The following is a 21,511-nucleotide window of genomic DNA, read 5'->3' as shown; positions in this document are numbered from 1 at the left end:
GATCAGAGGTCGAGGGCGAGCCGGTGCGCCGCGATGAGGCCGGACCACGCCCCTCGCTCTCCGGGTCCGCGGGACAGCATGTCGTCCAGCTCGGCGCGGATGTCCTCGCTGTAGAACCTGGCGAGGAGGTACTCCGCGTGGACGCGCACGTCCTCGTCGGACCAGATGCGGGCGGCGGGGGTGGTGTTCGTCGTCATGTCCATGACTGTAGCACGACTGATCTGAGCTACGCAACACCGGTCGAGAGAGCCATCCGGATCCCGCGCTTACCGTTGCCCCGCTCGATCGCCCGACGCGCCCGCTCCACTTCGACCGGGTCACGCACCTCGCCGTGGCGCAGCGCCGGATCCCGCCACGCACCCGGGCGCCACGGCTGCGCCGGCGCCCGGTCGCCGAACACCGAGAGCCCCTCCCGGGCCTGCACCTCGGCAAGGCGCTTCGCCTCGCGCTCCGCCGCTCGCTTGCGAGCCCGAGCCGCGTTCCCGGCCCGGGACAGCGCCGCCGGGTCCGCCGCCCGGGCCCCGTGCACGCAGTCCCTAGAGCAGTACTTGCGGACCAGGAACCGGGCCCGGGTCTCGTTGCTCCGACGCGCCAGGACGACCTCGCAGCCCTCGGCCTCGCAGGTGCGCTCCGGGCCGTCCGGGAGCCGGTTGCGGGCCGCCGCCTCGCGGGCCCGGCACGCCGGGTCGCAGTAGGACCGGCGCCCGAACCGCGACAGCAACTCCTGCTCGCCCTGCACCAGCACCGCGCCGCAGTCGCGGTACCCGCACCGGCGCTCGGTGCTCACCGCGGTACGGGTCGCCTCGCCGAGGCGGAAGTCCCGCCGCGCGGCGTACACGTGCTCATCGGAGCAGTACCGGCGCTTGCGGAAGTTCGCGAGCTGCTCGCCGTCGCGACGGACCAGGGTCACGTCGCAGTCGGGGCGCTGGCAGGTTCGGGCCGCGGCCAGGGCGGCGCGGTTGGCCTCGTCGCGGCGCAGGCCGAACCGACAGCGGTCCGAGCAGGTGCGGCGGTGCGCCCACCGGGCGGGCGACTCGGTCGTGCGGCGGAACACCTCGCCGCAGTGCTCGCAGGCCTTGTCGGGAGTCGGGATCCTAGAAGGGGGCATGGCGAGGAGAACTCCGTGAGTCAGTGGATACAGGGATCAGTGGATACGGGGACACGGGGGCACGGGGCCCGGTGGCGGCCGGGCCCCGTGCTGGCCGGGGAGATCAGCCGGTCCAGACCAGCTCGTGGACGATGCCGAACCCGGGGGAGTAAACGACCGCCGAGGCGCCCGGGGAGCGCTCGTCGGCACAGACCTGGCCAGAGACGGTGCCGCCGGGGGCGAGGTCACCGGAGCCGAGGGCCTTGCCGTGGTCCCAGGCGATGCCGGGGCCCGACTGCACCCCGGCCGGGGTGCGGAACTCCCAGTCGAACATGTTGAACGTCGCCGAGGCCGAACCGACGTTGCGGTAGGTCACCACGGAGCAGAGCTGTGTGCCCATGTACTGGGTGGAGACCTGCTCCGGCGCCTCGACGACCAGCGCCAGTGAGCCGGCGGTCAGCTCCTCGCCGTAGCCGCCGGTGGCACCGCGCTCGGCGAACTGCGGGCCGTCCGGCTCCGGCTCGACGACCGGCTCGACCGAGGCGGGGGCGGGGACGGGCGCCGACGAGGCGGACTGCCCACTGGTCGAGGTCTGCGCCTCCGGCGCCGCGGTGTCGGCGCCGGAGTTGAGGCACGAGCCGAGCAGCGCCACGGCCAGGACGCCGGTCGCAGCGATCCAGGGCCAGCGCCGGGGGGAGCGGGCGGGGGCGGGAATGGTCACGATGGTCCTTCCGATTGATCTTGCAAGGGTCTGGCGAGGAGAGACTCGGACCGGGCGGCCCGAGCGTGAGGGGTCAGAGCAGGTGCGCCGGGAGGTCGGCCCACTCGATCGCGTGCACCTCGATCCGGTCCTCGTACGGGCCGAGGACCTCGGCGGCCTCGGCGTAGGTGGTGAACGGGCCGGCGACCGGCACCCCCTCGCCGTAGTCGTTGACGTGGACGTAGACCTTGGGCATGGAGGCTCCGATCAGTCGAGGTGCTCGCCGCGGGCGCGGACGATCGAAGAGAGGCGGTGGCGCAGCTCGGCGTGCACCCGCACGTGGCGGCGCATCGCCTCGCGACGCTCCCGGCTGTGCGGCACGGCCGCGGCGCGCTCGGCGCCGGCCCGGCGGAACTCGCGGCCCAGCTCGGTCACGGTGAGCCGGTGCAGCGGGAGGTGCTGGACGTACCAGTCGTTGACCGGCGCGCTCATCGGGTCGCCCTCCGGACCCGCAGGACGTGCGCGACGACCGCGGCGAGGGTGCACAGGACCGCGATCGCCGCGAGGACGGTCGACAGAACCGGCTCGTCGACCACGAGCGCCAGCACCACGCGCACAGTTCCGGCGAGGGTCAGCGAGGTCGCGATGATGAGGTACGCGGTGTTCGTCGTCATGTCCATGACTGTAGCATGACGGGGGCACGCTACGTCAAGCGGCGTGCTGCACGAGCCACTCCCGGAACGTCACCGGCCGGGTGTCCTCGTCGCGCCCGGCCACCTCGATCCGGCGCACGTCGGCATCCCGGGCCAGCCGGTAGCCCTCGACCAGATCCCGGTGCGCGTTGTCCGGCCGCCGAGCCCGGTGCCCGGCCCGCCGCGCGCACGCCGTCGAGCACGTCCGGGCCCGCGACCACGGGGCGGCCTGCCGGTCGAGCACGAACGCCGCACCGCACCGGCAGAGCCCGGCGGCGAACCGAACCCCGCGGGCCGGACGGTGACCCGGAGCCGGGGCGGTCGGTCGCCACCGGGTCACGGCCGGCACCGGCCCTCGTGCACGCCCCGCCCGCAGCCCAGCCCCCTCGGGTTCCAGCCCGGCCGGAACGGCTGCTCGACGAGCAGCGCCCACACCGTGCCCGCGCACGGCGGCTCGTCGGTCGACCACGGCGTGAACGCCAGACCGCGCCCCATCACCGCCCACGACGGCCGGAACTCCCGCGGCCCCGACGGCGAGGTCGACAGGACCGACCCCGGCACGAGGCCGCCCGAGAGCACCGGCTCGGCCACCGGGGCGCTCACGACGCGCTCCGCGCGGCCTCGTGCCGGGCGGCCTCGGTCTGGCCGTGCTCCCGCTCGCAACCCGCGCAGCGCCACGCGCCGCGCCCGGACCGGTACCGCTCCCGCGGCGAGTGCCCGCACCGCACCCGCGCACCGTGCGGCAGGTGCCGGGTCCGGTCGGTGCGCACCCCGAGCAGCTCCCGCATGCGGTGGATCTCGCGGGCCGAGTAGCCGCCCCACCGCCCGAACTCCGGGCCCCACGACAGGGCGTCGGCCAGGCAGCGGCGCCGGAACGGGCACGCCTGGCACGTCGCCTGCGCAGCTACCGGCACCCCCGGCCCGTCCGAGAACCACGCATCCGGGTCGGCCGAGCGGCACGGCGCGTACTGCGCCCACTCCGCGACCGGGCCGGCCAGGTGCCACGCCGGCATCACCGTCTCGCCCTCGACGCGCGGCGGGGCCTGCCGGATGTCCACCTCGCCGATGCCGGGCGCCGAGATCGTGGCGACCGCCTCGCCCGCGCTCACGGCTGCCACTCCTCGGCCGCCTTGCCCGACGGCGCAAGGAACGCATCCCCCTCGGCCTCGCGGCGGGCGATCTCCCGCTCCACGTACCACGCGGCCTTGCGGAGATCCTCGACTACCGAGCCCTTGAGGTCGGCCCGCCAGATGTACTTGAGCGCGTTGCCGAGGTTGAATCCCATATGCTCGGTGATCGTGATGCACTCGACGCCGGACGGGTGCGAGGTGTAGTGCGGCGGGTGCGCGACCATGTCCGCTCCGTCGGCCGCCACCTTCTCGTATCCGCGCAGGACGATGGTCGACACCTTGCCGTTGTCGTCCCAACGGACGGAGGCGTCCGCGATCGCCGGGTCGTGCGCGTCGTGAATCTCGCCCACGATCACGCCGAACCGGCCGCTGAACAGACTGCGGATCCTGTCGCCCTTGGCGAACTCCGCGGCGCTCATGCCGCCGCACCCGTCAGCTCGCCGATGCGCGTCTTCACCGCGGCGGTCAGCTCCGGCGTCCACACGTCCGCGTTCTGGTCGTAGAGCGGACCGAACGCGGACGTGTCCTCGGCGTTCTCGATCAGGTCGAGCAGGGTGCCGCGCAGCTCCTCGGCCGCCGGCGGGGACAGCGGCGTCGCCGCCACCTGTTCGGCGTGCGCGACCTCCTCGTCGAGCGAGGTGGCCGGCAACGTGCACTCCGCGAACAGGTCCTTGTACCCCTGCGCGGCCTTCACCGCGGCCGTCAGCTCCAACAGCTCCCGGCCGCGGGTCAGGTTCACCCACATCAGGCCGGCGTCCTGCGGGGACTCGATCGGAATGTGCGGGATCAGCGCCCATCCCTGGTGAGGCCGAATCCCGTCCGACCACCCCCGGCGCCCGTCGTCACCCGCGGCGGCAGCCTCGTCCGAGACGTGCACGTAGGGCGTGCCGCCCGCGTAGACGGCCTGCTGCACGCAGTACCCGGCACCGAAGTACTTGCTGGTCGCAGAGGTCTTCAAGTCGATGATCACCCGGTCGTCCGGGCCGATCTCGGTGCCGTCCGGCGCGACCAGCACGGTCCGCGGCGAGGCGAGGCGGTCGTAGGTCCCGGCCACCGCGTACTCATCGTCCACGACGAACTGCTCGGTGCCGTGGATCGTGAACAGGCCCATGATGCGCCGCCACGCGTCGAGCACCGCGGCCGTGTGGTCGTCGAGGTAGGACAGGTCGTCGCCGCGATCCTTGCGCTCGGACAGGGTGTGCAGCGCCGTGCCGCGGATCGCCCGGTCCTTGGTGCGGGCGACGTCGAGGGCGTCCTCGACGATCGCATCCCACTCCTCGCGCAGCCGCTTGTGCCGCTCCTCGTGGCCCTCGGTCTTGTCCTCGAACGCGTCGAGGGCCTGGCCGCGGTTGAGCAGCGTCTTGTCGTGGGTCATCGCGAACGCGACCGCGCGGCGCTTCCACGCGTCGAGCCCGTAGGTGTCCTCGATCGCCTTGCCGAACGAGGAGGCGCGCCGGTAGTAGCGGAACTTCGCCGACGACCCGATCCGGATCTTGGGGGTGCCGTGGCGGCCGTGGCGCGGGATGTCGTCGGGCACCTCGGGGATCTCGTTGACCTCGACCACCTGCCCGCCGGGCAGCGTCTCGGTCGCCGGACCGGGCGCGGCCTTGGCGGGGGCGCCGCCCATCTTGAGCGCCATGTCAGAACCCCAGGTTGGCGCGGACGGTGCGCCTCGTGAACCGTTCGGCGGCCTTGCGCGCCTCACGCTCGGCGGCGTGCGCGGCGAACAGGTCCCGCAGGTCCCCGGTGATCTTGTCGACCAGGTCGCGGGACTCGTCGATCGTGCGGGCCTGCTCGGCGACCGTGCGCCGCAGCCGCAGCACCTCGGCGGCGAGGGCGCGCTCGTCGGGGGTGCGGAACTCGACGGTGTCGCGGACGTAGGCCAGGGCCTCGTCGACGCTGCGCCGAGCCGAGGGCGGCGGGGAGTGGGCGGGCCGGTCACCGCGGCGCGGCTCCGGCAGGTCAAGGCGAGGAGAGTCGTTCATGTCGGTCCTGTTCGTCGTCGTCTACCGACCGCAGCGCCCGGATCCCCTGCGCCCCACCCGGCCCGGGGCCGTCCCGGACGTTGACGACGAACCGGTAGGGGGTGGCCCAGGGAACGGGCCGGGTGGAGCGCGGGAGGCCCGGGCGCCCCGGTCGGCGCCCGGCCCCGCGGGGAGCGCGGGGCCGGGCGGAACGGATCAGGTCACGCCCAGGTAGGGCGGCCCATCGGGGACGGCGGGCGGTGCGGCTTGCGCTTGCCTCGCCCGAAGTGGTGCGACGGGGTGTCCTGCGCTACAACGTCGCGGGACTGGTCCCGGCCGCCGTAGCTCTTGGTCGTCGCCTTGCGCAGGGCGTCGCGGACCTTGCCCACGACGATCACTGCTCCCAGGGGCGGCCGCCGCCCGCGCCGCCGGCCGGGGCGCCCGCGCCGACCGGCTCCTTGGCGTCGAACCCGGCACCGTCGCGGTAGTACATGTCCGCGGCCTCGGCGTCGGCGTCCGACGGCTCGTTGCCGACCGCACCGGCGTTGGGCTTGCCCGGGTTGAGCACCTTGATCCGGACGAGGATGTCGTCGCCGACCTCGAACGTCGGGGCCGGAATCGGCTCGCCCTTCTTCGGGTTCTTCGCGCCGCGAAGGGCGGAGGTGATGCCGCCGATGAACTTCTCGTCGCGGGCGACAACCTGACCGGCACGGGGGCCGGAGCACACGAGGACGTCGGCGCGGACCGGCAGGATCGGGCCGAAGTCGCCGGGCTCGGCGTCCTCGAACGACAGGATCCGGAAGACGAGCGTCTCGCCGTCGAACTCCTTGAGGTCGAGGAAGTCGCCGCCGGTCTTGATGGTGCGCTTGAGGGCCACGGGGGGTCTCACATTCTGTCTGGCGCTGCGCTGCTCGGCTGGTCTGCTCTGCGGTGCGATGCGCTGCTCTGGCGAGGAGATGTCCAGCGCCGGAAGTCCCGGCGCTGACTGTTGCTTGCACTAGCCACGCTACACAATCGGTCGGAGGGCGTCAACGGCGGGGTCCGGGTTTCTCCCGGGTCGGGCGGCGACACGCCGTCCGGGCAGGCAATGTCGGTGCCTGTCTGCTCTTGTCTGCTAGCGTCACGCCCCGTGAGCGCACCGACCATGAACCGACCAGACCTGACCAGCGGTAACACCCTGACCCGCCGCGAGGCCGCCGAGCTGCTCGGCGTCAGCGAGCGCACCGTCGACCGCTACGGCGAGCGAGGACACCTCACCCCCCGGAGCAACCCGATCACCGGCCGGACTACGTTCGACCGGACCGAAGTAGAGCGGGTCCATGCTACGCGCAACGATCGTTGAACGAGCAACCGTAAGCCGATCGCAAGCCCGTCGCGCCAACCGGACGCACTAGCCACGCGTCCCCCGAACAGGCGAACACACCGCTCTCCTCGCCAGCCACCGGAAGGACCACCCCGTGCCCATCACCCGCGACTTCACACCCGTCACCCCCGGCACCGTCGACGACATTCCCGCCGCCGCCCGGTCCCTCGTGAAGGCCCTCGCCCCCGGCTGGACCGCCAGCACCCGGCTCGCGCTCGGCCCGATGGAACGCGGACGCCTCTCCGAGGAGACCGACGGCGAGGGCAGGCGGCACCGCATCGTCGAAACCATCGACGTGCACTCCGTACTCCTGCGCGCCGTCCACGACGACGGCCGCGGCCTCGTCGTCCTGTGGATCCAGCCCCCCGGCCAGACCCCGACCGGCAAGCCGAAGGGCTACTCGTTCGACCTCGCCTACCGCGGCCGGCACGACGACGAGCCCGTGCCGCACCCGCTCAACGCCACCGAGGCCAAGGCGTACGTCGCCGCTCTCGACCCCGCCACCGCCCTCGCCGCCATCGAGACCGTCCGCGACGAGCAGGCCGCCGCCACCGAGTCCCGCCGCAGCGCGCGCAGGGCCGCACAGAACGCCGAGCCGTCCGACGCCGCCGCCATCGACCTGCCCGCACAGCGCGGCGCCCGCGAGGGATCCGAGGTCGCGGCATGACCGCCCTCGACGACCGCCCCACCGACCTCTGGGACGGCCCCGGCGACGAGCACCAGGCCGCCTACGACGACGGCTACACCCGCGGCCGGAACGCCGGACTCGCCGAGCGCCCCCCGGCCGACTGCTACGCCCTCCACCTGATCCGGTGGCGCCACGCCACGCCCGGCGACACGTTCCTCGGCAAGGGCGGCACCCTCTGGCACCTCACCAGCGCCACCCACCGCGGCGGCGCCGTGCACGTCGTCGCCCGCCACGCCGACCGCGAATTCCCCGCCACCGTCGACCCCGACGAACAGATCCACGTCCTGGCCTCGGTGTCCGAGGTCGACGCGATCACCCTCACCGCCGAGATCCTCGGCGCCCGGCTCGTCGAGCGGAGGGCCGAGGCACATGGGCCCGGATAGGATCAGCGCTCCGCCCGCGCTCCCCCGCCGAACAGGGCCGAACAGCAAGAGAGGCACCCGGCCCGGGTTGCCGTCCCGGAAGGGTGCCTCTCTCGAAAGTCCTCTCCTCGCCAAAGGAAAGACCGCCATGAGCATAACGCATCCCCACGTCGGCACACAGCACCTCGCCGCGATCGAGACCCGATACGCCGGATGCCACTTCCGGTCCCGCCTCGAAGCGCGCTGGGCAGTGCTCTTCGACCACCTCGGCATCGGATGGGAGTACGAGCCCGAAGGATTCGAGACCTCGGCCGGGCGCTACCTGCCCGACTTCCGGCTCCGCCTCCCACAGGCCAAGGACGCCCCCGACCACTACCAGTGGTTCGAGGTGAAGCCGCCCGGCGCCCGCATCGACCGCAGGCACGCCGCACTCGCCATCGGCATCGGCGCCCCCGTCATCATCGCCCGCGGCCTGCCCCGCAGCTACTCCGACCAGATGCGCGGCGCCCGCTCCGCGCTCACCATGATCCTGCCCGGCGGGGAGGACGTCCCCGTCGGGCTCCACGGCGGCGACCACCACGGCTCCGACGCCGCCCGCTACTACTGCGGACTCGGCGACAACCGGCACTGGTGCCAGGAGGTGTACGCGCACTCCCTGCCCGGCGAGGCGCACCTCGCCGTCTACGACCCGCCGCACTACGCCCCGTTCGTCAGCCCGCGCGTCGACGCCGCCTACGCCGCTGCCCGCTCCGCCCGATTCGAGACCTGCCGGTGAGCGCCGCCATCGACGACGACCAGGCCCTCAACCTCACCGAGGCCCGCGTCACCCTCGACCTGTACCGAGGCGTCCCCGGGCGGATCAGCGTCATGTACCTGCAAGAGCAGGGCGCCACCCCGACCTACACCACCTACGCCACCACCGACGAGGAGATCGAGCGCGCCCTGCGCGACATCGTCAAGGCCGACCTGGTCGACGAACCGCTCGGCGTCTACGTCCGCGGCACCACCATCACCGACGAAGCCACCGGCCGCGGCAAGGCCACCGACTCCGTCGTCTGGACCGCCCTACGCTGCGACCTCGACCTCGGCAAGCCCGGCGGCCCCGCCACCCACGAAGACATGTTCGAGCTGTTCTCCCAGTCCGGGCTGCCCGACCCCACCTACTGGCAGCACTCCGGCGGCGGGTTCTACCCGACCTGGGTCCTCGCCGAGCCCGTCCCGCACGACGACGCCGTCGTCGCCCTCGCCGAGGACATCGAGCACCAGCTCCGCCGCACCTGGAACGACTCCGGCTACACCGCCGGCGTCGACTCCTGCGCCGACGCTGCCCGCGTCTGGCGCCTCGCCGGATCCGTGCACCGCAAGAACCGGGACAACCCCATCACCTCTCGGACCGGCAAGCGCACCGGCGCCGTCTACACCCTCACCGACCTGCGCGCCGCCGTCGCCCCCCGCCCCCCAGCCCAGACCTGGGACGGCGACCGCTGTGCCCCCCGACTCGCCACCGCCGCCGAGTTCGAGCTGACCTATCGGCGCAGCCTTGAGGCTGTCCTGGCGCGCGGCCGCGACGACTTCCGACACACCTACTTTCTCGCCGCCCGCAACGGGCACCGCATGGTCGCCCTTGGCCTGCGCACCGCCGACGAGTTCGAGCGCGAGATGGCAGCCCTAGTGAACAAGTTCTGGCCCGAGATGGGACTCAACACCGACGACCGGCGCCACCTGCACGACGCCCTGCACAACCCGCTGTCCCGCGGCGACAACGCCGGCGCACTGGCCTCCCCGTGGGAGATCGCCGACCGCCCTACGGGGGCCGACTCCTCGCCCGGAACGGACGAGCAGTCGGCCAAGACTGCCGATGACCGCGACGACGAGCGCACCGCGTCCGAGCACGCCGAGGAAGCCGAACGGCTCATGCGCGAGGCCCTCGGCGACCAGGTCTACGAGGACATCCAGGCGCGCCTCGGTGCCGAGGCCGACGCCGAGGCCGTCCGCAAGTTCGAGAACGACGTCGTCGAGCAGATCCGCCGGGCCGACGTCGCCGAAGCCGCCCGGCAGCGCCGCACCGCCCGCGACCAGCCCCCGCTCACCGTCCTGTCCTGGGCAGACTTCCTCGACGCCCCACAGCCCGACTACCTCGTGCCCAACGTGCTGTACCGAAACTCCACGGCGAAGGTGTACGGCGCCCCCGGCTCGACCAAGTCCTATCTGCTGCTCGACCTCGCCCTCGCGCTCTCGCACGGCGTCGAGTGGTTCGGGATGGCCCTGCCCCGCACGCGGGTGCACTACGTCGCCGCCGAGGGTCAGGCCGTCAATGTCGCCCGCGCCCTCGGGTGGCTCCACGCGCACGGCGTCGACCCGGCCGAGGGCACGGGATGGTTCGACATGATCCCGCAGGGGATCCTGCTCACCGACGCCGGCGTCGCCGCCTACCTCGAACGAGTCCTCGCCGATGAACCGGGCCTGGTCATCCTCGACACGAAGAACGCCATGATGGACGGCGACGAGAACCACGCGTCCGACGTCGCGGTCATGGTGCGCGCCATGCGAGCGATCCGAGACTCCGCCTCGGGTGCCTGCGTGGTACTCGTCGATCACACCGGCCTGGCCGACAGCGGGCGCGGGCGCGGCTCGAACGCCGTCACCGCGGCGATGGACACTGAGATCCTCGTCGAGTCCGACCGCGAGACCGGATTCGTCACCGCCGAGGTCACCCGCGACAAGGCCGACGAGCCCGGGTTCCGGCTCGACTACCGACTGCGCCGGTGCGAGGGCGCGGTTCGGGGACTGCGCCCGGGGGCGAAGGCGCCGGCCTACGTCGCACCGGTGCAGGACGCGGACCGCAGCGCCGGGCCGCTCTCGACCACGCCGCAGTGGTGGGACGCCGACCAGCCCGCACTGCCCGAACCGATCGCCGCGCTCGCCGGGCGGGGCGCCGCCGCCGCCCGGGACGTGTACCGGGTGGTCCGGTTCGTCAACGACGCCGACGGGATGACGCCGGCTCAGGTCAAGACCGCACTCGGCGAGGGGGCACGGAAACACGGCGGGTCCACGGTGCTGGCCGCCCTCGCTCGCCTGGTCGACGAGGGGCACCTCAACAAGCCCTCACCGTCCCGCTACGCACTCCCGGCCGGGGAGGGCACCGACTGACCCGTCCGCGCCCGGAACGGGCCCTGTGCGACCTCTCAGGGGGTCGGGCGGGGCCCGTTCGGCGTTCGAGGGCCCTACGCGCGGGCGCGCGCGTCGCGAGGAAGCACGCCGAAAACTCGAAGTTAGGCAAGCTTGCCTAAGCTCTACGTGCGTGGTGAAATCCTATACGCCAGGGGGTGTCTCAAACTAAAACCGCAGGTCAGGGGCACCTCTACGGTAGAGCCCTAAATGATCTCCGTAGAGCCTCAAATTGTGCACAACCGTATAGCCCCGTAGAGCTTCGTAGAGGGTGTCTGACCTGCGGGTATAGCTTGGTAGAAGGTCGGTAGAGGACGCCTCGGGCACCCCGCGTAGAGGGTGCGCCCCCCCTTACGGAGTAGGGGGGGGCGCCCTCTCGGAGCCCCGCCAGCTCTACGGGAGAGAAGAACTGTTGAGTCGAGCAACGATCAGGATGCGACACGGCCAGTGCCTAGTCGTGTTGCATGACTGCTCTGCGCTACAGTTAGCCCGGAACGAAACCCCGACCCCGAGGAGAACCCGAGATGGCTCACGAACCGCACTACGCCCCGCAGTCGCCCCCGCTGCTCGCCGAGGACCCCGACGGCGAACAGGTGCTCGTGATCGGGTGGGCCGTCCGAACCGACCCCCTCGCCGAGGCCGCCACCGAGGCAGGGCGGTGCCGGGTCGGCATGGCACCGGTCGTCGTCGGACTCGACGGGCCCGCGCTGCCCCGAGCTGAGACTCGCCCGCTGCGCTACTCGGTGCCCGCCGCGACCGACCCGGGCACGATCCGGCACCGGCCCGCGTAGCGGCGCTGAGCCACTACCCCGCCCGAACCTGTGATCACAACGTGACGACCGGTGCACTCGCCGTCGACCATGCGGGGTAACGCGACCGCCCCCACCGGACGATGCACCGGGCGTGAACCGCACGAACCCGCCCGGATCGGATGCCGAGGACGAACCGGACTCGCCGAGCCTCTCAGGGGTCCGCCGGTAGCGACGATGATCTCCGCTACAGTGCCCGCACCCTGACCCCGCCGGAACTTCGCCCGCCTCCCCACGGGCTCCGGCACCCCGGCTGATCGGACCCCCGTGCCGCACCTCCTCGCCGAATACCCCGCCCCCGCCGCCGACCCCGACCTCGGGCCGGCCCGCTGCACCGCCTGCAACCACGACCGCACCGTGCCGGGTGCCCTGGTCTGCGCCCGGTGCCGCCGCCAAGCCGCCGAGGACCTCGCCACGATCGCCGACGGCTACGGCCGGCTCGACCACGGGCCCGGCCAGCAGCGCGGCGACGACGGGCGCTCCGGCGGATTCGGCTCCCGCCCGCCGCTGCGGGTGCCGGTGCTCTCGCTCGACGTCGCCCCGCAGGCCGTGCGCCGCGGCGCGCACATCGCCGTCCGGGACGTCGCCTCGGCGCTCCCCGCCGTCTCCTCGCCTGCCCGGCGCGGCGCCCCGGACAGCCGCCCCTACGCGCACCCGAGCTGTACCCCGAGGTCGGGAGATGCGCTGGTCATGACGGTCGGGCGGGTCGCCGATCAGCTCCGAGCCGAGGGCCTGGCACCACCTCGCCGTCGGCATGCTCGGCGGCACCTGCTCGATGAGGTCGTGGTGGTTGCGGACCGGCTCGATGTGCTCGTGGGCCGCTGGTGGGCGTCGGAGGCGCTGCGTGGTCTGGCGCTGGCCGCGCAGGACGTGCGCCGGGCGCTGGGCGAGCAGGTGCCCACGGTGGTGCTGGGCGGGTGCCCGCGGCCGCGGTGCGCCGAGGTGGTGCGGGCGCGCCGGGACCGGTCCGAGGCGTCGTGCCGCGGCGGGCACGCCTGGTCGGGGCCGGAGGCGCTGCGCGGGCTGGGGGTGGCGCTGGCCGCGGATGCGGTGCTTGACGACGCCGCGCTCGCCGAGCACCTGTCGGCGTTCCGGCCGGGGGCGGGTCCGGTGCGGCCGGCGACGGTGCGCAAGTGGGCCGAGCGGGACGGCTGGTCGCGGCGCCGGGCCGGGGGCCGGACGCTGTACCGGGTCGCGGATGCGATCGAGGGCGCGTATCGCCGCTGGGATCGTGCGCACCCGATCGCGGGGCCCGTCGTGCCGCCTGTGTGGCTCGCTGAGACGGTCGTAATGGCTCCCGTGGGTTCGGAGCTGGCCCCCGCCTCTCGCGCGGCTTAGAGGCGATCTGAGGGCGTTTCCGAGATCGTCCGGAACGGCCCTAGCTGTAGTTGGTGAAAGTTTCTCGCCTCTGCTCTTGCATGAACTACTCTTAGCCGCTAGAGTAGTCCATGTAAGGAACAACTACAGAGAGGGGACACCATGCAGTCCGGTCCGGAAGTGCTCGGAGCCCTGCAACGGCAGGGATTCGGGGTCTACCCCCGAGGGCGGATCACCGAGATCATCTCGCCGGACGGGAGGCGGACCTACCCGCTCCCGAGCAGCGCGTTCGACGGTCACGACGAGGCCAGCAAGGCAGCGTTGAGACGCCTGGTCGCCGGGCTGGAGGTCATCGAGGGGTTCACCGCTCCTCGCGACTTCTGGCAGGAGTGACGGACCGGGCCCGGGGTGCCAACATCACCCCGGGTCCGGCCCCGCTCACCCTACCCGGACCCTCGTCCCCTCTTGTATCCATGAAAGGATCAGAGCACAATGGGCGCCATGGTGACCTACATCGTGTCCCTCGCCGTCGGGCTCGCCCGCCCGGTCGCCGACGGCCAGGCCCGCGACATTGCCGCCCGCTGGGCCGCCGCCCTGGCCGCCGACCTCGGCATGACCGGCATCGCCCGTGACGAGCCATGGCTGCGCGTCTCCGCCACCGCCACCCGCTCGGCCGAGGACGGGCCCGGCATCCTGGCCGACGCCACCACCGTCCTGCGCGCCGAGACGGCCCGCGCCGGCCACCGGATCACCGCCTGGCACGCCGTCGAGCTGACCACCGAGGACGAGGAGGCCCGCCGAGGCGCCCACCGCGGCATCCCGCCCCTGCTCGACCCCCAAGAGATCGCCGACCTGTGCGGCGTCACCCGCCAGCGCGTCTACCAGTGGGAGTCCGACCGCGCCGCCGGCAAGCGCTCCGACTTCCCCGCGCCCATCCTCGCCGGATACTGGCTCAAGTCCGAGATCGAGCACTTCAACGCGACCCGGCCGAAGCGGGCATCCGCCAGCACGTGAGCCCTACCCTCCTCGCCACCGACCGAAGGGCCACGACCATGAGCACCGCCATCGAGATCCTGCCCTCGACCGACCCCGACGACTACTGCCTGGTCGCCCTGTTCGGTGTCGTCGTCGCGGTCGCCGCGCTCCGCCTGGTCCGCGACACGCCCAACGAACAGCAGTAACGTCCTGACCGTAGCGTGACTGCGCCACTGTCACGTAGCTTCGCCCATGATCGGCCCGCAGTGTCCCCGGACCTGCGGGCCGTTTTACGTTCCGGGCCGGATCGGCGCGCACCCACACACGCAGACGCCTCGACGGCGACGGGTCCGCAGCGACCGACCGAGCACCGGAACCCCGCCCTTCGGCCACAGGCCGACCGGGCACCGCCCGCGCCCCGGCTGCGAACCCCGGCGCGGCGCCATGCACGACGCCCCGGGACGACTCGTCCACCGACCCGGGGCGTCGTGCACCCACCAGCTCCCGTCCGGGACCGCGGCGCGGCGCGACCGCCCGCAGCCCCCGCGACCCGGACGGGGCCCACCCGCCACCCCGAGAGGAGGCCCGCCGATGGGCGCGAAGAACACCGTCCCCGACGCCGTGCGGGCCGCCATCGAGCACGAGCTGCTCAACCCCGCCGACCCGCCCCGCTCCCGCGCCGCGATCGCCGCCGAGCACAACGTCAGCCCGCGCACCGTGTCCCGCTGGGCCACCGCGCTCGGCGTCGAGGGCGACGTCTGGAAAACCGACACGATCCGGGCCGCCACCGAGGCCGCCACCGACCGACGGCAACGCCTGCGGTCCGAGCTGGCCGACCGCATCCTCAAGCACGAGGTCGACCGCATGCTGGCCCGGCTCGACGAGGCCCACGGCGGGCAGTGGCGCCAGGCCGTGATCGTGCCCGGCGAGTTCGGGCGCATCGAGCGGGTCGCCGCCGACGATTTCGACGTGTCCCGCGGCATCAACCAGCTCTGGACGGCGATCAAGAGCGCCGTCGCGGTCACCGTCGACATCGACAAGGCCCGCGCCGACACCGGCGACGACAAGGCCCGCGCCGCCCTCGACAACCTGTTCGGCGCGCTGCGCGACGCCGCCGAACGCGGCATCGACCCCGACGAGCCCGACGCCGAACCCGAGCAGCCCGAGGCGGGCCCGTGATCCGGTTCGGCGCCCTGTTCATCGGCATCGCCCTGTTCCTGCGCACCATCGACGCGCAGAGCTACCCGCTGCTACTCGCCTCCATCGCCTGCCTGGTCGTCGGCGTCGCCCTGCTCGCCGTCGCCCGCGAGCCGTTCCCGCGCTGCTGCCCGCACTGCCCGACCTACTCCCGGCGCCGCCAGCGCGCCGCCGAGCACCCCGGCATCGAGGCCACCGAGATCGTGCGCGCCGCCCGCGAGCGGGCCCCGGTCGACCACGCCGTCACCGACCTCCACGCCGCCGCGATCGAGCGCGCCGAACGCCGGACCCGGCACGAGGCCGCCCACGACGCCCGCCTGCGCGCCGCCGGGCCCGAGTCCACGGAGCTACTCACCCACGATGGCTACCGCACGTGACCTGACCGGAGGCCAGCTCTCCCGCCAGCAGATCGTGTCCCTCGCCGAGGCCAACGCCGGGATCAACGTCTGGGAGGGGGCTATCCGCAGCGGCAAGACCATCGCCTCGATCATCCGCTGGGGCCAGCACATCAACGAGATGTTCCACGCCCCCGGCGAGGTGTTCGCCATCGGCCGCACCCGCGACGCCGTCGCCCGCAACGTGTTCGCCCCGATGCGATCCGTGCCGCTGCTGCGGGCCCTGTTCCCCGGCACCACCTACACCTCCGGAGCACCCACCGCCCGCGTTCTCGGTCACGAGGTGCACGTGCTCGGCGCCAACGACCGCCAGGCCGAGGAGAAACTTCGTGGCCTGACCGGCAAGAGCGCCTACGCCGACGAGATCACCGTCCTGCCCGCGCCGATGTTCCGGCAGGCCACCGGCCGGCTCTCCGTGGACGGCGCCAAGCTGTTCGGGACCACGAACCCCGACAACCCCGGGCACTGGTTGCGCACCGACTACCTCGACCGGCCCATGACCCAAGGCCGCTACACCCCGGCCGACGACGACGACTCCGTACTCGACCTCGCCACCTGGCACTTCGAGCTGGACGACAACCCGTTCGTCAGCGCCAAGTACAAGCGCGACCGCAAGGCCGAGTACACCGGCCTGTGGTACGACCGCATGATCCGCGGCCTGTGGGTGCAGGCCGAAGGCGCCATCTACTCCGCATTCGACCCCGCCGTGCACGTCGTCGACACCCTGCCGCGCATCGAGCGCACCCTGGCAGTCGGCGTCGACCACGGCGTAACCAACCCGTTCGCCGCCGTTCTCCTCGCCATCACAGCGGACGGGCGCCTCGCGGTGACCCGCGAGTACCGGCACGACTCCAAGGCCGCCCGCAGGCAGCTCACGGACGCCGAGTACTCGCGGGCACTGCGAGACTGGATCAACGTCGACCCCGAACCCGAACGGCCCCGATGGGTGCTCGTCGACCCCGCGGCCGCGCACTTCTCCCAGCAGCTCCACCGCGACGGACTGCGCGGCGTGCAGGGCGCGAACAACGCGGTGAACGACGGGATCCAGCTCGTCGCGTCGCTGCTCGCCGCCGGCCGGCTGATCGTGCACAAGAGCTGCGCCGGGCTGGTCAAGGAGTTCCCCGGCTACGTGTGGGACGACAAGGCCGCCGCCAAGGGCGAGGACAAGCCCGTCAAGGCCGGGGATCATAGCCTCGACGCGCTCCGCTACGCCGTGATCTCCACCCGGGCCCAGTGGCGCCGCCACGTGCCCATCACCCGATTCGACCCGGCCCGCACCATCGCGGCCTGACCACGGAGGCACCATGTCCGACACTGCCACTCTGCTCGCCTCCCGGCACTCGTCGGTGTCCTCGGTCGCCCGGTACCTCGTCGAGGTCAACCCGAACCTGCCCCCGGCGCTGCACGAGATCGCCTGCCAGTTCCGCGACCTCACCGTGCGCCTGCTCGGCGACCTCGACGACTCCCCCGAGCTGACCGTCGCCCTGCGCAAGCTGCTCGAATCCAAGGACGCCGCGGTCCGCGCCGCCCTGTAGACCACCCGCCCCGTGCGGGGCCCGGCCAGGGCGTCAACGCCACCCCGCGCGTCACCTTCTGCGCGCGACCAGGGACCGACAGGACGGTCACGACCGGCGTTCCTTTCCGCCGATGAGCCGCACCTGCGCCCGGCCGGGCGATCCACCACCACACCCGGGAGGGCTGCCGTGCGCGCCAACCTGACCGTCTCCGGCGCCGACGCCGCCGCCCTACAGGCCGCCGCCGAACGCGCCGCCGCCGAGTTCGCCAACGGCGCCGGACACACCGTCACTGTCGACCACGTCTACCCCGAGTACGACCCCGCCGATTTCGACGAGGGCCCCATCGACCTCGCCTCCCGGCGGATCACCGGCTACACCGGCACCGCGATCGTGCACGTCAGGAACCCGTGATGGACGGAACCCTCATCACCGTCATCCTCGTCCTGGCCGTCGTGCTGCTCGCCCTCGCGATCGTCCGACGGCTATGACCTGCCGCTGCGGCCACGCCCGCGAGCACCACGAGCACTACCGGCGCGGCACCGACTGCGCCCTGTGCGACTGCCCCCGTCACCGGCGCCCGCCCCTGGCCCGCCTACGCAACGGCCCCTGGACCGTGCGGTTCCTCGCCGGCCTCGCCCGCGACATCGGACGCCGCCCCCGACTCTGACCGGAGAACCCCGTGGACGACATCGCCCCGCTGCTCGACGACCAGACCATGACGCTGCCGGTCGGGCTCGTCGTCGGCGGCGGCGAGGTCGAGCACATCGGCGTCATCGCCGTCGGAGACCTCGCCCTCGACGTGCAGTTCGACGCCGACGACGACGACCCCGACCTGATCCACGTGCGCAGCGACTCGCCGATTGCTGAACGACTGGCCGCGCTGCTCGACGCGACCGCCGCGCAGATCCGGGCCAGCGTCGCCGCCGACCAGAGCGAGGAGACGGCCGGTGCCGCTACCGACTGAGAACATCCCGTGGCCGCCCCCGGCGCTGCGCCCCGCCCTCGACAAGATGAGCGAGTGGCGCGCCTGGTGGGCCGGCGACGGCGACGAGCTACAGCGCATCTACCAGGCCGCACCGACCGGGCCCGTGGTCAAGCCGCAGCAGTACAACGGCGGTGTTCGTGGCGCCCTGGCCCGCATGTGGTGGGGGCGGCCGCCGTCGGCGCACGAGCCCCCGGCGAAACTGCACGTCCCGGTCGCCGCGGACCTGTGCGCTGCACAGGCCAACCTCCTGTTCTCCGAGCAGATCACCGCGACCCTGCCCGAGGGTGCCAGTGCCGCGGCCGTCAAGCGGCTACAGCACATCCTCGACGACGGCATGCACCCGCGGCTGTCCGCGTCGGCCGAACGGCTCGGCGCGCTCGGCGGCGGCTACCTGCGCCCCGTGTGGGATGACCAGATCGCTGACCACGCGTGGCTCGATCCGGTCGCCGCCGACCGGGCCGTCCCGGAGTGGTCCTGGGGTGTGCTGCGCGCCGTCACGTTCTGGCGCGTCGTGCACGTCGACAAGGACTGGACCTGGCGGCACCTCGAACGCCACGAACCCGGGTGGGTGCAGCACGGCCTCTACCGCGGTACCGCCTCGCACCTGGGCAAGCCGATGCCGTTCGAGGGCGCCCCCGCCACCGAGTACCTCGTGCCGCTGGTCAACGCCGACGGCGCGATCGAGACCGGCTACCGGATCAAGGGCCGCGAGCGGCTCGCCGCCTGGTACCTGCCGCGGCTGCGGCCGACCCCGCGCTGGGACGGCGACTCGTTCCTCGCGCCGTTCGGCCGGTCCATCCTCGACGGCGTCGAACCGCTCATGGACGCCCTCGACGAAACCTACAGCTCACTCATGCGCGACGTCCGGCTGGCCAAGGGCCGGATCTCCGTGCCCGCCGACATGCTCGACGACCACGGCCCCGGCCGCGGCGCCACGTTCGACCCGGACCGCGAGGTGTACTCGCCGCTGTCGGTGCTCGACACCGGGCAGGGCTCCGGGCCGGGGCTGACCGTGTCACAGTTCGCGATCCGCACCGACGAGCACATTGCCACCGCCGGGCACATCCTGCGCCAGATCTTGCGCCGGTCCGGGCTGGCCGCCTCCTCGCTCGGTGAGGACGACCAGGGGCAGCCGATCACCGCCCGCGAGGTCACCGCCCGCGGGCAGCGGTCCTACGTCACCCAAGGCCAGATGATCCAGTACCAGCGCCCCGAGCTTGAGGGGGCGCTGCACGGACTGCTCATGGTCGACGCGTTCCGGTTCGGGACCGGCATCGGCGAGATCGAGCGGCCCGGCGTCGAGTTCTCCGACAACATCGCCGACGACATGGAAACGATCTCCGAGACGCTCGAACGTCTCGAACGGTCCCGGTCCATGGCGCTGGAAACCCGGGTGCGGATGCTGCACAAGGACTGGGACGACCCGCAGGTCGCGGCCGAGGTCGCACTGATCCAGGCCGAGCAGGGCCCGATCCTGCCCGCCCCGTTCGACCACGACGCCGAACGCGACGAGTACGACCGCGAGCAGGGCGACCAGGACGACGACGGCGAGGAGTAGGGCCCCGTGGCGGACGACCTCACGCCCGCCGAGCGGGCCGTCCTGCGCGTCTACCGCGACGCCGAGCGCGCCCTGCTCGGTGAGGTCGTCGCCGGCACCCGCCGCGTCGTGGACGCCGACGGTGACGCCGGCGTGCGCGCCGCCGCGCTGCGGCAGGTCGAGCAGGCGTCCGCCGAGGTGGCCGCCGACCTCGACCGCGGCAACGACTCCCGGATCCGGGCCGTCCTCGACGACGGCGCGTCCCGCGGCGCCGAGGTCGCGGTGCGGGAGCTGCGCCAGCACGGCGCCGCCGGTGTCGACCAGTACGACGACCGCTACAACCGGGGTGCGCTGGACCGGCTCGCCGCCGCGACCGCCGACCGCACGTCGGCGGCGCACGCGAGCATCTTGCGCACCACCCCGGATGCGTTCCGGACCGTGGTCGCGCACAGCCTGCCCGGTGCGATCGTCGGCGCCGAGACGCGCCGCCAGGCCGCGCAGCGGGCCCTGTGGCGGCTCACTGACCGCGGCATCACCGGGTTCACCGACCGGGCCGGGCGGAACTGGCGTCTGTCGTCGTATGTGGAGATGGCGACCCGCACCGCGCACGCCCGCGCGATGACCGAAGGCCAGCTCGACCGGCTGTCCGGCGCCGGGCATGACCTGGTGTTCGTGCAGGGCATGAACGGGTGCCCGCGGTGCGCGCCCTACATCGGCGGCGTGCTGACGATCACCCACCAGGGCTCCATGCCGCTGGCAGGGCTACGCACCGGGCCGCAGCGCAGCCGTCTGTCGGTGCAGTCCATGACCGACGACTCGATGGTCAACGTCGACATCCTCGGGTCGGTCGAGTCCGCCCGCGCCGACGGGTGGGGGCACCCGCACTGCCGCTGCACCCTGTCGATGTTCGTGCCCGGCGCCACCGACCTGGCCGCGGACTCCGGGCAGGCCCACGACCCCGACACCGCCGCGCAGGCGTACCAGGACGAGCAGCGCCAGCGCGCCCTCGAACGCCGCATCCGCGGCTGGAAAGACCGACAGGCCGCCGCGCTCGACGGTGGCGCCCGCGACTACGCCCGCGCCGGGCTCGGCCGGGCACAGGACGACATGGGCGCCTTCCTTGACGCGCACCCCGACCACCTGCGTTACCCGCACCGCGAACGCGCCAACGCCGCGGCCCGGTAGCTACTCGCCCGAGCCGCGCTCGAACCCGCCGCGGAACGCGTCCCCGAGGCTCTCACCGTCGGGGCACAGGTGGATCTCGGCGGCGCCCACGATGCCGCCCGCGATCGGGGACACGCCGCGCATGTCCTGGCCCTGCCAGTCGCGGGCGACCTCGGCCGGCGCGGCGCCGTCGGCGATCCGGGCGCACGCCTCGTGGCCGAGTCGCAGTACCGCGTCGTCGCCGTACCCGGCCAGTCCCTCGCCCTCGTCGCGGGCGATCGCGTAGGCGCGGTCGAGGAACGCCTGCTCGTCGTCGGGCCCGCTGCTCCCGCCGCACCCGGCGGCGAGCGCGACCGCCACGACGAGCACGCCGATACGCCCGGTTCGTCTGATCACGAACCGTTCATCGGGCCCCGAGCGCGGCCCGTTACCGATCTCCCTCGCCCCGTGGGCGGGGTTGT

At 73.1% G+C, this 21,511-nt stretch carries 33 protein-coding genes; 18 read left to right on the top strand and 15 right to left on the bottom strand.

Features of this window, described 5'->3' with window-relative positions:
- Window positions 1-2 precede the first annotated feature (2 nt).
- From ACVJO7_RS30060 to ACVJO7_RS29995, 14 genes are all read right to left on the bottom strand, one after another.
- On the bottom strand, window positions 3-197 hold the full coding sequence (locus tag ACVJO7_RS30060) for a hypothetical protein (protein ID WP_491675748.1): 195 nt from the start codon (window positions 195-197) through the stop codon (window positions 3-5).
- 29 nt (window positions 198-226) lie between these two features.
- Window positions 227-1,108 carry a hypothetical protein gene (locus ACVJO7_RS30055; RefSeq protein WP_491675747.1) on the bottom strand — a complete coding sequence of 294 codons (882 nt, stop codon included), beginning with the start codon at window positions 1,106-1,108 and terminating at the stop codon, window positions 227-229.
- 103 nt (window positions 1,109-1,211) lie between these two features.
- Window positions 1,212-1,808: a hypothetical protein gene (locus ACVJO7_RS30050; protein WP_491675746.1), complete on the bottom strand. Its 597-nt coding sequence runs from the start codon at window positions 1,806-1,808 to the stop codon at window positions 1,212-1,214.
- Between the two features lie 73 nt (window positions 1,809-1,881).
- Window positions 1,882-2,043 carry a hypothetical protein gene (locus ACVJO7_RS30045; RefSeq protein ID WP_491675745.1) on the bottom strand — a complete coding sequence of 54 codons (162 nt, stop codon included), beginning with the start codon at window positions 2,041-2,043 and terminating at the stop codon, window positions 1,882-1,884.
- Between the two features lie 11 nt (window positions 2,044-2,054).
- Complete coding sequence (locus tag ACVJO7_RS30040) at window positions 2,055-2,279, bottom strand: hypothetical protein (RefSeq protein WP_491675744.1); 225 nt, start codon at window positions 2,277-2,279, stop codon at window positions 2,055-2,057.
- The gene (locus ACVJO7_RS30035; RefSeq protein ID WP_491675743.1) at window positions 2,276-2,461 is read right to left on the bottom strand and encodes a hypothetical protein; all 186 of its coding nucleotides are present in this window, start codon (window positions 2,459-2,461) and stop codon (window positions 2,276-2,278) included. The genes ACVJO7_RS30040 and ACVJO7_RS30035 overlap by 4 nt, the downstream gene beginning before the upstream one ends.
- Window positions 2,462-2,495: 34 nt before the next feature.
- A complete protein-coding gene (locus ACVJO7_RS30030; protein WP_491675742.1) occupies window positions 2,496-2,723 on the bottom strand; it encodes a hypothetical protein in 228 nt (75 codons plus the stop codon).
- A 92-nt stretch (window positions 2,724-2,815) separates the two neighbouring features.
- The gene (locus tag ACVJO7_RS30025) at window positions 2,816-3,082 is read right to left on the bottom strand and encodes a hypothetical protein (protein ID WP_491675741.1); all 267 of its coding nucleotides are present in this window, start codon (window positions 3,080-3,082) and stop codon (window positions 2,816-2,818) included.
- Window positions 3,079-3,588, bottom strand: a complete 510-nt coding sequence (locus ACVJO7_RS30020) for a WhiB family transcriptional regulator (RefSeq protein WP_491675740.1) — start codon at window positions 3,586-3,588, stop codon at window positions 3,079-3,081. Before ACVJO7_RS30020 ends, ACVJO7_RS30025 begins: the two co-directional genes overlap by 4 nt.
- Window positions 3,585-4,028: a DUF3310 domain-containing protein gene (locus tag ACVJO7_RS30015; protein WP_491675739.1), complete on the bottom strand. Its 444-nt coding sequence runs from the start codon at window positions 4,026-4,028 to the stop codon at window positions 3,585-3,587. The genes ACVJO7_RS30020 and ACVJO7_RS30015 overlap by 4 nt, the downstream gene beginning before the upstream one ends.
- Window positions 4,025-5,248 carry a hypothetical protein gene (locus ACVJO7_RS30010; protein WP_491675738.1) on the bottom strand — a complete coding sequence of 408 codons (1,224 nt, stop codon included), beginning with the start codon at window positions 5,246-5,248 and terminating at the stop codon, window positions 4,025-4,027. The genes ACVJO7_RS30015 and ACVJO7_RS30010 overlap by 4 nt, the downstream gene beginning before the upstream one ends.
- A gap of 1 nt (window position 5,249) precedes the next feature.
- A complete protein-coding gene (locus ACVJO7_RS30005; protein ID WP_491675737.1) occupies window positions 5,250-5,594 on the bottom strand; it encodes a hypothetical protein in 345 nt (114 codons plus the stop codon).
- Window positions 5,595-5,794: 200 nt separating this feature from the next.
- Window positions 5,795-5,971, bottom strand: coding sequence for a hypothetical protein (locus tag ACVJO7_RS30000; protein WP_491675736.1), 177 nt, complete (start codon window positions 5,969-5,971; stop codon window positions 5,795-5,797).
- Window positions 5,968-6,450 carry a hypothetical protein gene (locus ACVJO7_RS29995; RefSeq protein ID WP_491675735.1) on the bottom strand — a complete coding sequence of 161 codons (483 nt, stop codon included), beginning with the start codon at window positions 6,448-6,450 and terminating at the stop codon, window positions 5,968-5,970. The genes ACVJO7_RS30000 and ACVJO7_RS29995 overlap by 4 nt, the downstream gene beginning before the upstream one ends.
- A 252-nt stretch (window positions 6,451-6,702) precedes the next feature.
- On the opposite strand from ACVJO7_RS29995, the gene ACVJO7_RS29990 reads away from it, so the two are divergent.
- The 18 genes from ACVJO7_RS29990 to ACVJO7_RS29905 all read left to right on the top strand — a co-directional run bounded on the left by ACVJO7_RS29990 (window position 6,703) and on the right by ACVJO7_RS29905 (window position 21,071).
- Complete coding sequence (locus ACVJO7_RS29990; protein ID WP_491675734.1) at window positions 6,703-6,915, top strand: helix-turn-helix domain-containing protein; 213 nt, start codon at window positions 6,703-6,705, stop codon at window positions 6,913-6,915.
- Between the two features lie 115 nt (window positions 6,916-7,030).
- Complete coding sequence (locus tag ACVJO7_RS29985) at window positions 7,031-7,603, top strand: hypothetical protein (RefSeq protein WP_491675733.1); 573 nt, start codon at window positions 7,031-7,033, stop codon at window positions 7,601-7,603.
- Window positions 7,600-8,007 carry a hypothetical protein gene (locus tag ACVJO7_RS29980; protein WP_491675732.1) on the top strand — a complete coding sequence of 136 codons (408 nt, stop codon included), beginning with the start codon at window positions 7,600-7,602 and terminating at the stop codon, window positions 8,005-8,007. Before ACVJO7_RS29985 ends, ACVJO7_RS29980 begins: the two co-directional genes overlap by 4 nt.
- Before the next feature lie 127 nt (window positions 8,008-8,134).
- The gene (locus ACVJO7_RS29975) at window positions 8,135-8,761 is read left to right on the top strand and encodes a PDDEXK family nuclease (RefSeq protein WP_491675731.1); all 627 of its coding nucleotides are present in this window, start codon (window positions 8,135-8,137) and stop codon (window positions 8,759-8,761) included.
- Complete coding sequence (locus ACVJO7_RS29970) at window positions 8,758-11,136, top strand: AAA family ATPase (RefSeq protein ID WP_491675730.1); 2,379 nt, start codon at window positions 8,758-8,760, stop codon at window positions 11,134-11,136. Before ACVJO7_RS29975 ends, ACVJO7_RS29970 begins: the two co-directional genes overlap by 4 nt.
- A gap of 542 nt (window positions 11,137-11,678) precedes the next feature.
- Entirely contained in the window at window positions 11,679-11,945 is a 267-nt protein-coding gene (locus ACVJO7_RS29965; protein ID WP_491675729.1) for a hypothetical protein, read from the top strand.
- Between the two features lie 285 nt (window positions 11,946-12,230).
- Window positions 12,231-13,301: a hypothetical protein gene (locus tag ACVJO7_RS29960; protein WP_491675728.1), complete on the top strand. Its 1,071-nt coding sequence runs from the start codon at window positions 12,231-12,233 to the stop codon at window positions 13,299-13,301.
- 141 nt (window positions 13,302-13,442) lie between these two features.
- Window positions 13,443-13,673: a hypothetical protein gene (locus ACVJO7_RS29955; RefSeq protein ID WP_491675727.1), complete on the top strand. Its 231-nt coding sequence runs from the start codon at window positions 13,443-13,445 to the stop codon at window positions 13,671-13,673.
- Window positions 13,674-13,781: 108 nt separating this feature from the next.
- Complete coding sequence (locus ACVJO7_RS29950) at window positions 13,782-14,294, top strand: helix-turn-helix transcriptional regulator (protein WP_491675726.1); 513 nt, start codon at window positions 13,782-13,784, stop codon at window positions 14,292-14,294.
- A 38-nt stretch (window positions 14,295-14,332) separates the two neighbouring features.
- Complete coding sequence (locus ACVJO7_RS29945) at window positions 14,333-14,461, top strand: hypothetical protein (RefSeq protein WP_491675725.1); 129 nt, start codon at window positions 14,333-14,335, stop codon at window positions 14,459-14,461.
- A 385-nt stretch (window positions 14,462-14,846) separates the two neighbouring features.
- Window positions 14,847-15,434 (top strand): hypothetical protein, encoded by a 588-nt coding sequence (locus ACVJO7_RS29940; protein ID WP_491675724.1) that lies wholly within the window; start codon window positions 14,847-14,849, stop codon window positions 15,432-15,434.
- The gene (locus tag ACVJO7_RS29935; RefSeq protein ID WP_491675723.1) at window positions 15,431-15,829 is read left to right on the top strand and encodes a hypothetical protein; all 399 of its coding nucleotides are present in this window, start codon (window positions 15,431-15,433) and stop codon (window positions 15,827-15,829) included. Before ACVJO7_RS29940 ends, ACVJO7_RS29935 begins: the two co-directional genes overlap by 4 nt.
- A complete protein-coding gene (locus tag ACVJO7_RS29930; RefSeq protein WP_491675722.1) occupies window positions 15,813-17,138 on the top strand; it encodes a PBSX family phage terminase large subunit in 1,326 nt (441 codons plus the stop codon). The genes ACVJO7_RS29935 and ACVJO7_RS29930 overlap by 17 nt, the downstream gene beginning before the upstream one ends.
- A 13-nt stretch (window positions 17,139-17,151) precedes the next feature.
- On the top strand, window positions 17,152-17,382 hold the full coding sequence (locus ACVJO7_RS29925; protein WP_491675721.1) for a hypothetical protein: 231 nt from the start codon (window positions 17,152-17,154) through the stop codon (window positions 17,380-17,382).
- A 168-nt stretch (window positions 17,383-17,550) separates the two neighbouring features.
- On the top strand, window positions 17,551-17,775 hold the full coding sequence (locus ACVJO7_RS29920) for a hypothetical protein (protein ID WP_491675720.1): 225 nt from the start codon (window positions 17,551-17,553) through the stop codon (window positions 17,773-17,775).
- A 268-nt stretch (window positions 17,776-18,043) separates the two neighbouring features.
- Complete coding sequence (locus ACVJO7_RS29915; RefSeq protein ID WP_491675719.1) at window positions 18,044-18,328, top strand: hypothetical protein; 285 nt, start codon at window positions 18,044-18,046, stop codon at window positions 18,326-18,328.
- The gene (locus tag ACVJO7_RS29910; protein ID WP_491675718.1) at window positions 18,312-19,907 is read left to right on the top strand and encodes a hypothetical protein; all 1,596 of its coding nucleotides are present in this window, start codon (window positions 18,312-18,314) and stop codon (window positions 19,905-19,907) included. Before ACVJO7_RS29915 ends, ACVJO7_RS29910 begins: the two co-directional genes overlap by 17 nt.
- A 6-nt stretch (window positions 19,908-19,913) precedes the next feature.
- The gene (locus ACVJO7_RS29905) at window positions 19,914-21,071 is read left to right on the top strand and encodes a phage minor capsid protein (RefSeq protein WP_491675717.1); all 1,158 of its coding nucleotides are present in this window, start codon (window positions 19,914-19,916) and stop codon (window positions 21,069-21,071) included.
- Here ACVJO7_RS29905 and ACVJO7_RS29900 read toward each other — a convergent pair whose 3' ends face one another.
- Complete coding sequence (locus ACVJO7_RS29900) at window positions 21,072-21,446, bottom strand: DUF732 domain-containing protein (RefSeq protein ID WP_491675716.1); 375 nt, start codon at window positions 21,444-21,446, stop codon at window positions 21,072-21,074.
- Window positions 21,447-21,511 lie beyond the last annotated feature (65 nt).

This window comes from Pseudonocardia sp. DxW (genome assembly GCF_058448985.1).
Note: the sequence above shows the minus strand (reverse complement) of the source record. Positions and strands in the feature narration are given on the sequence as shown.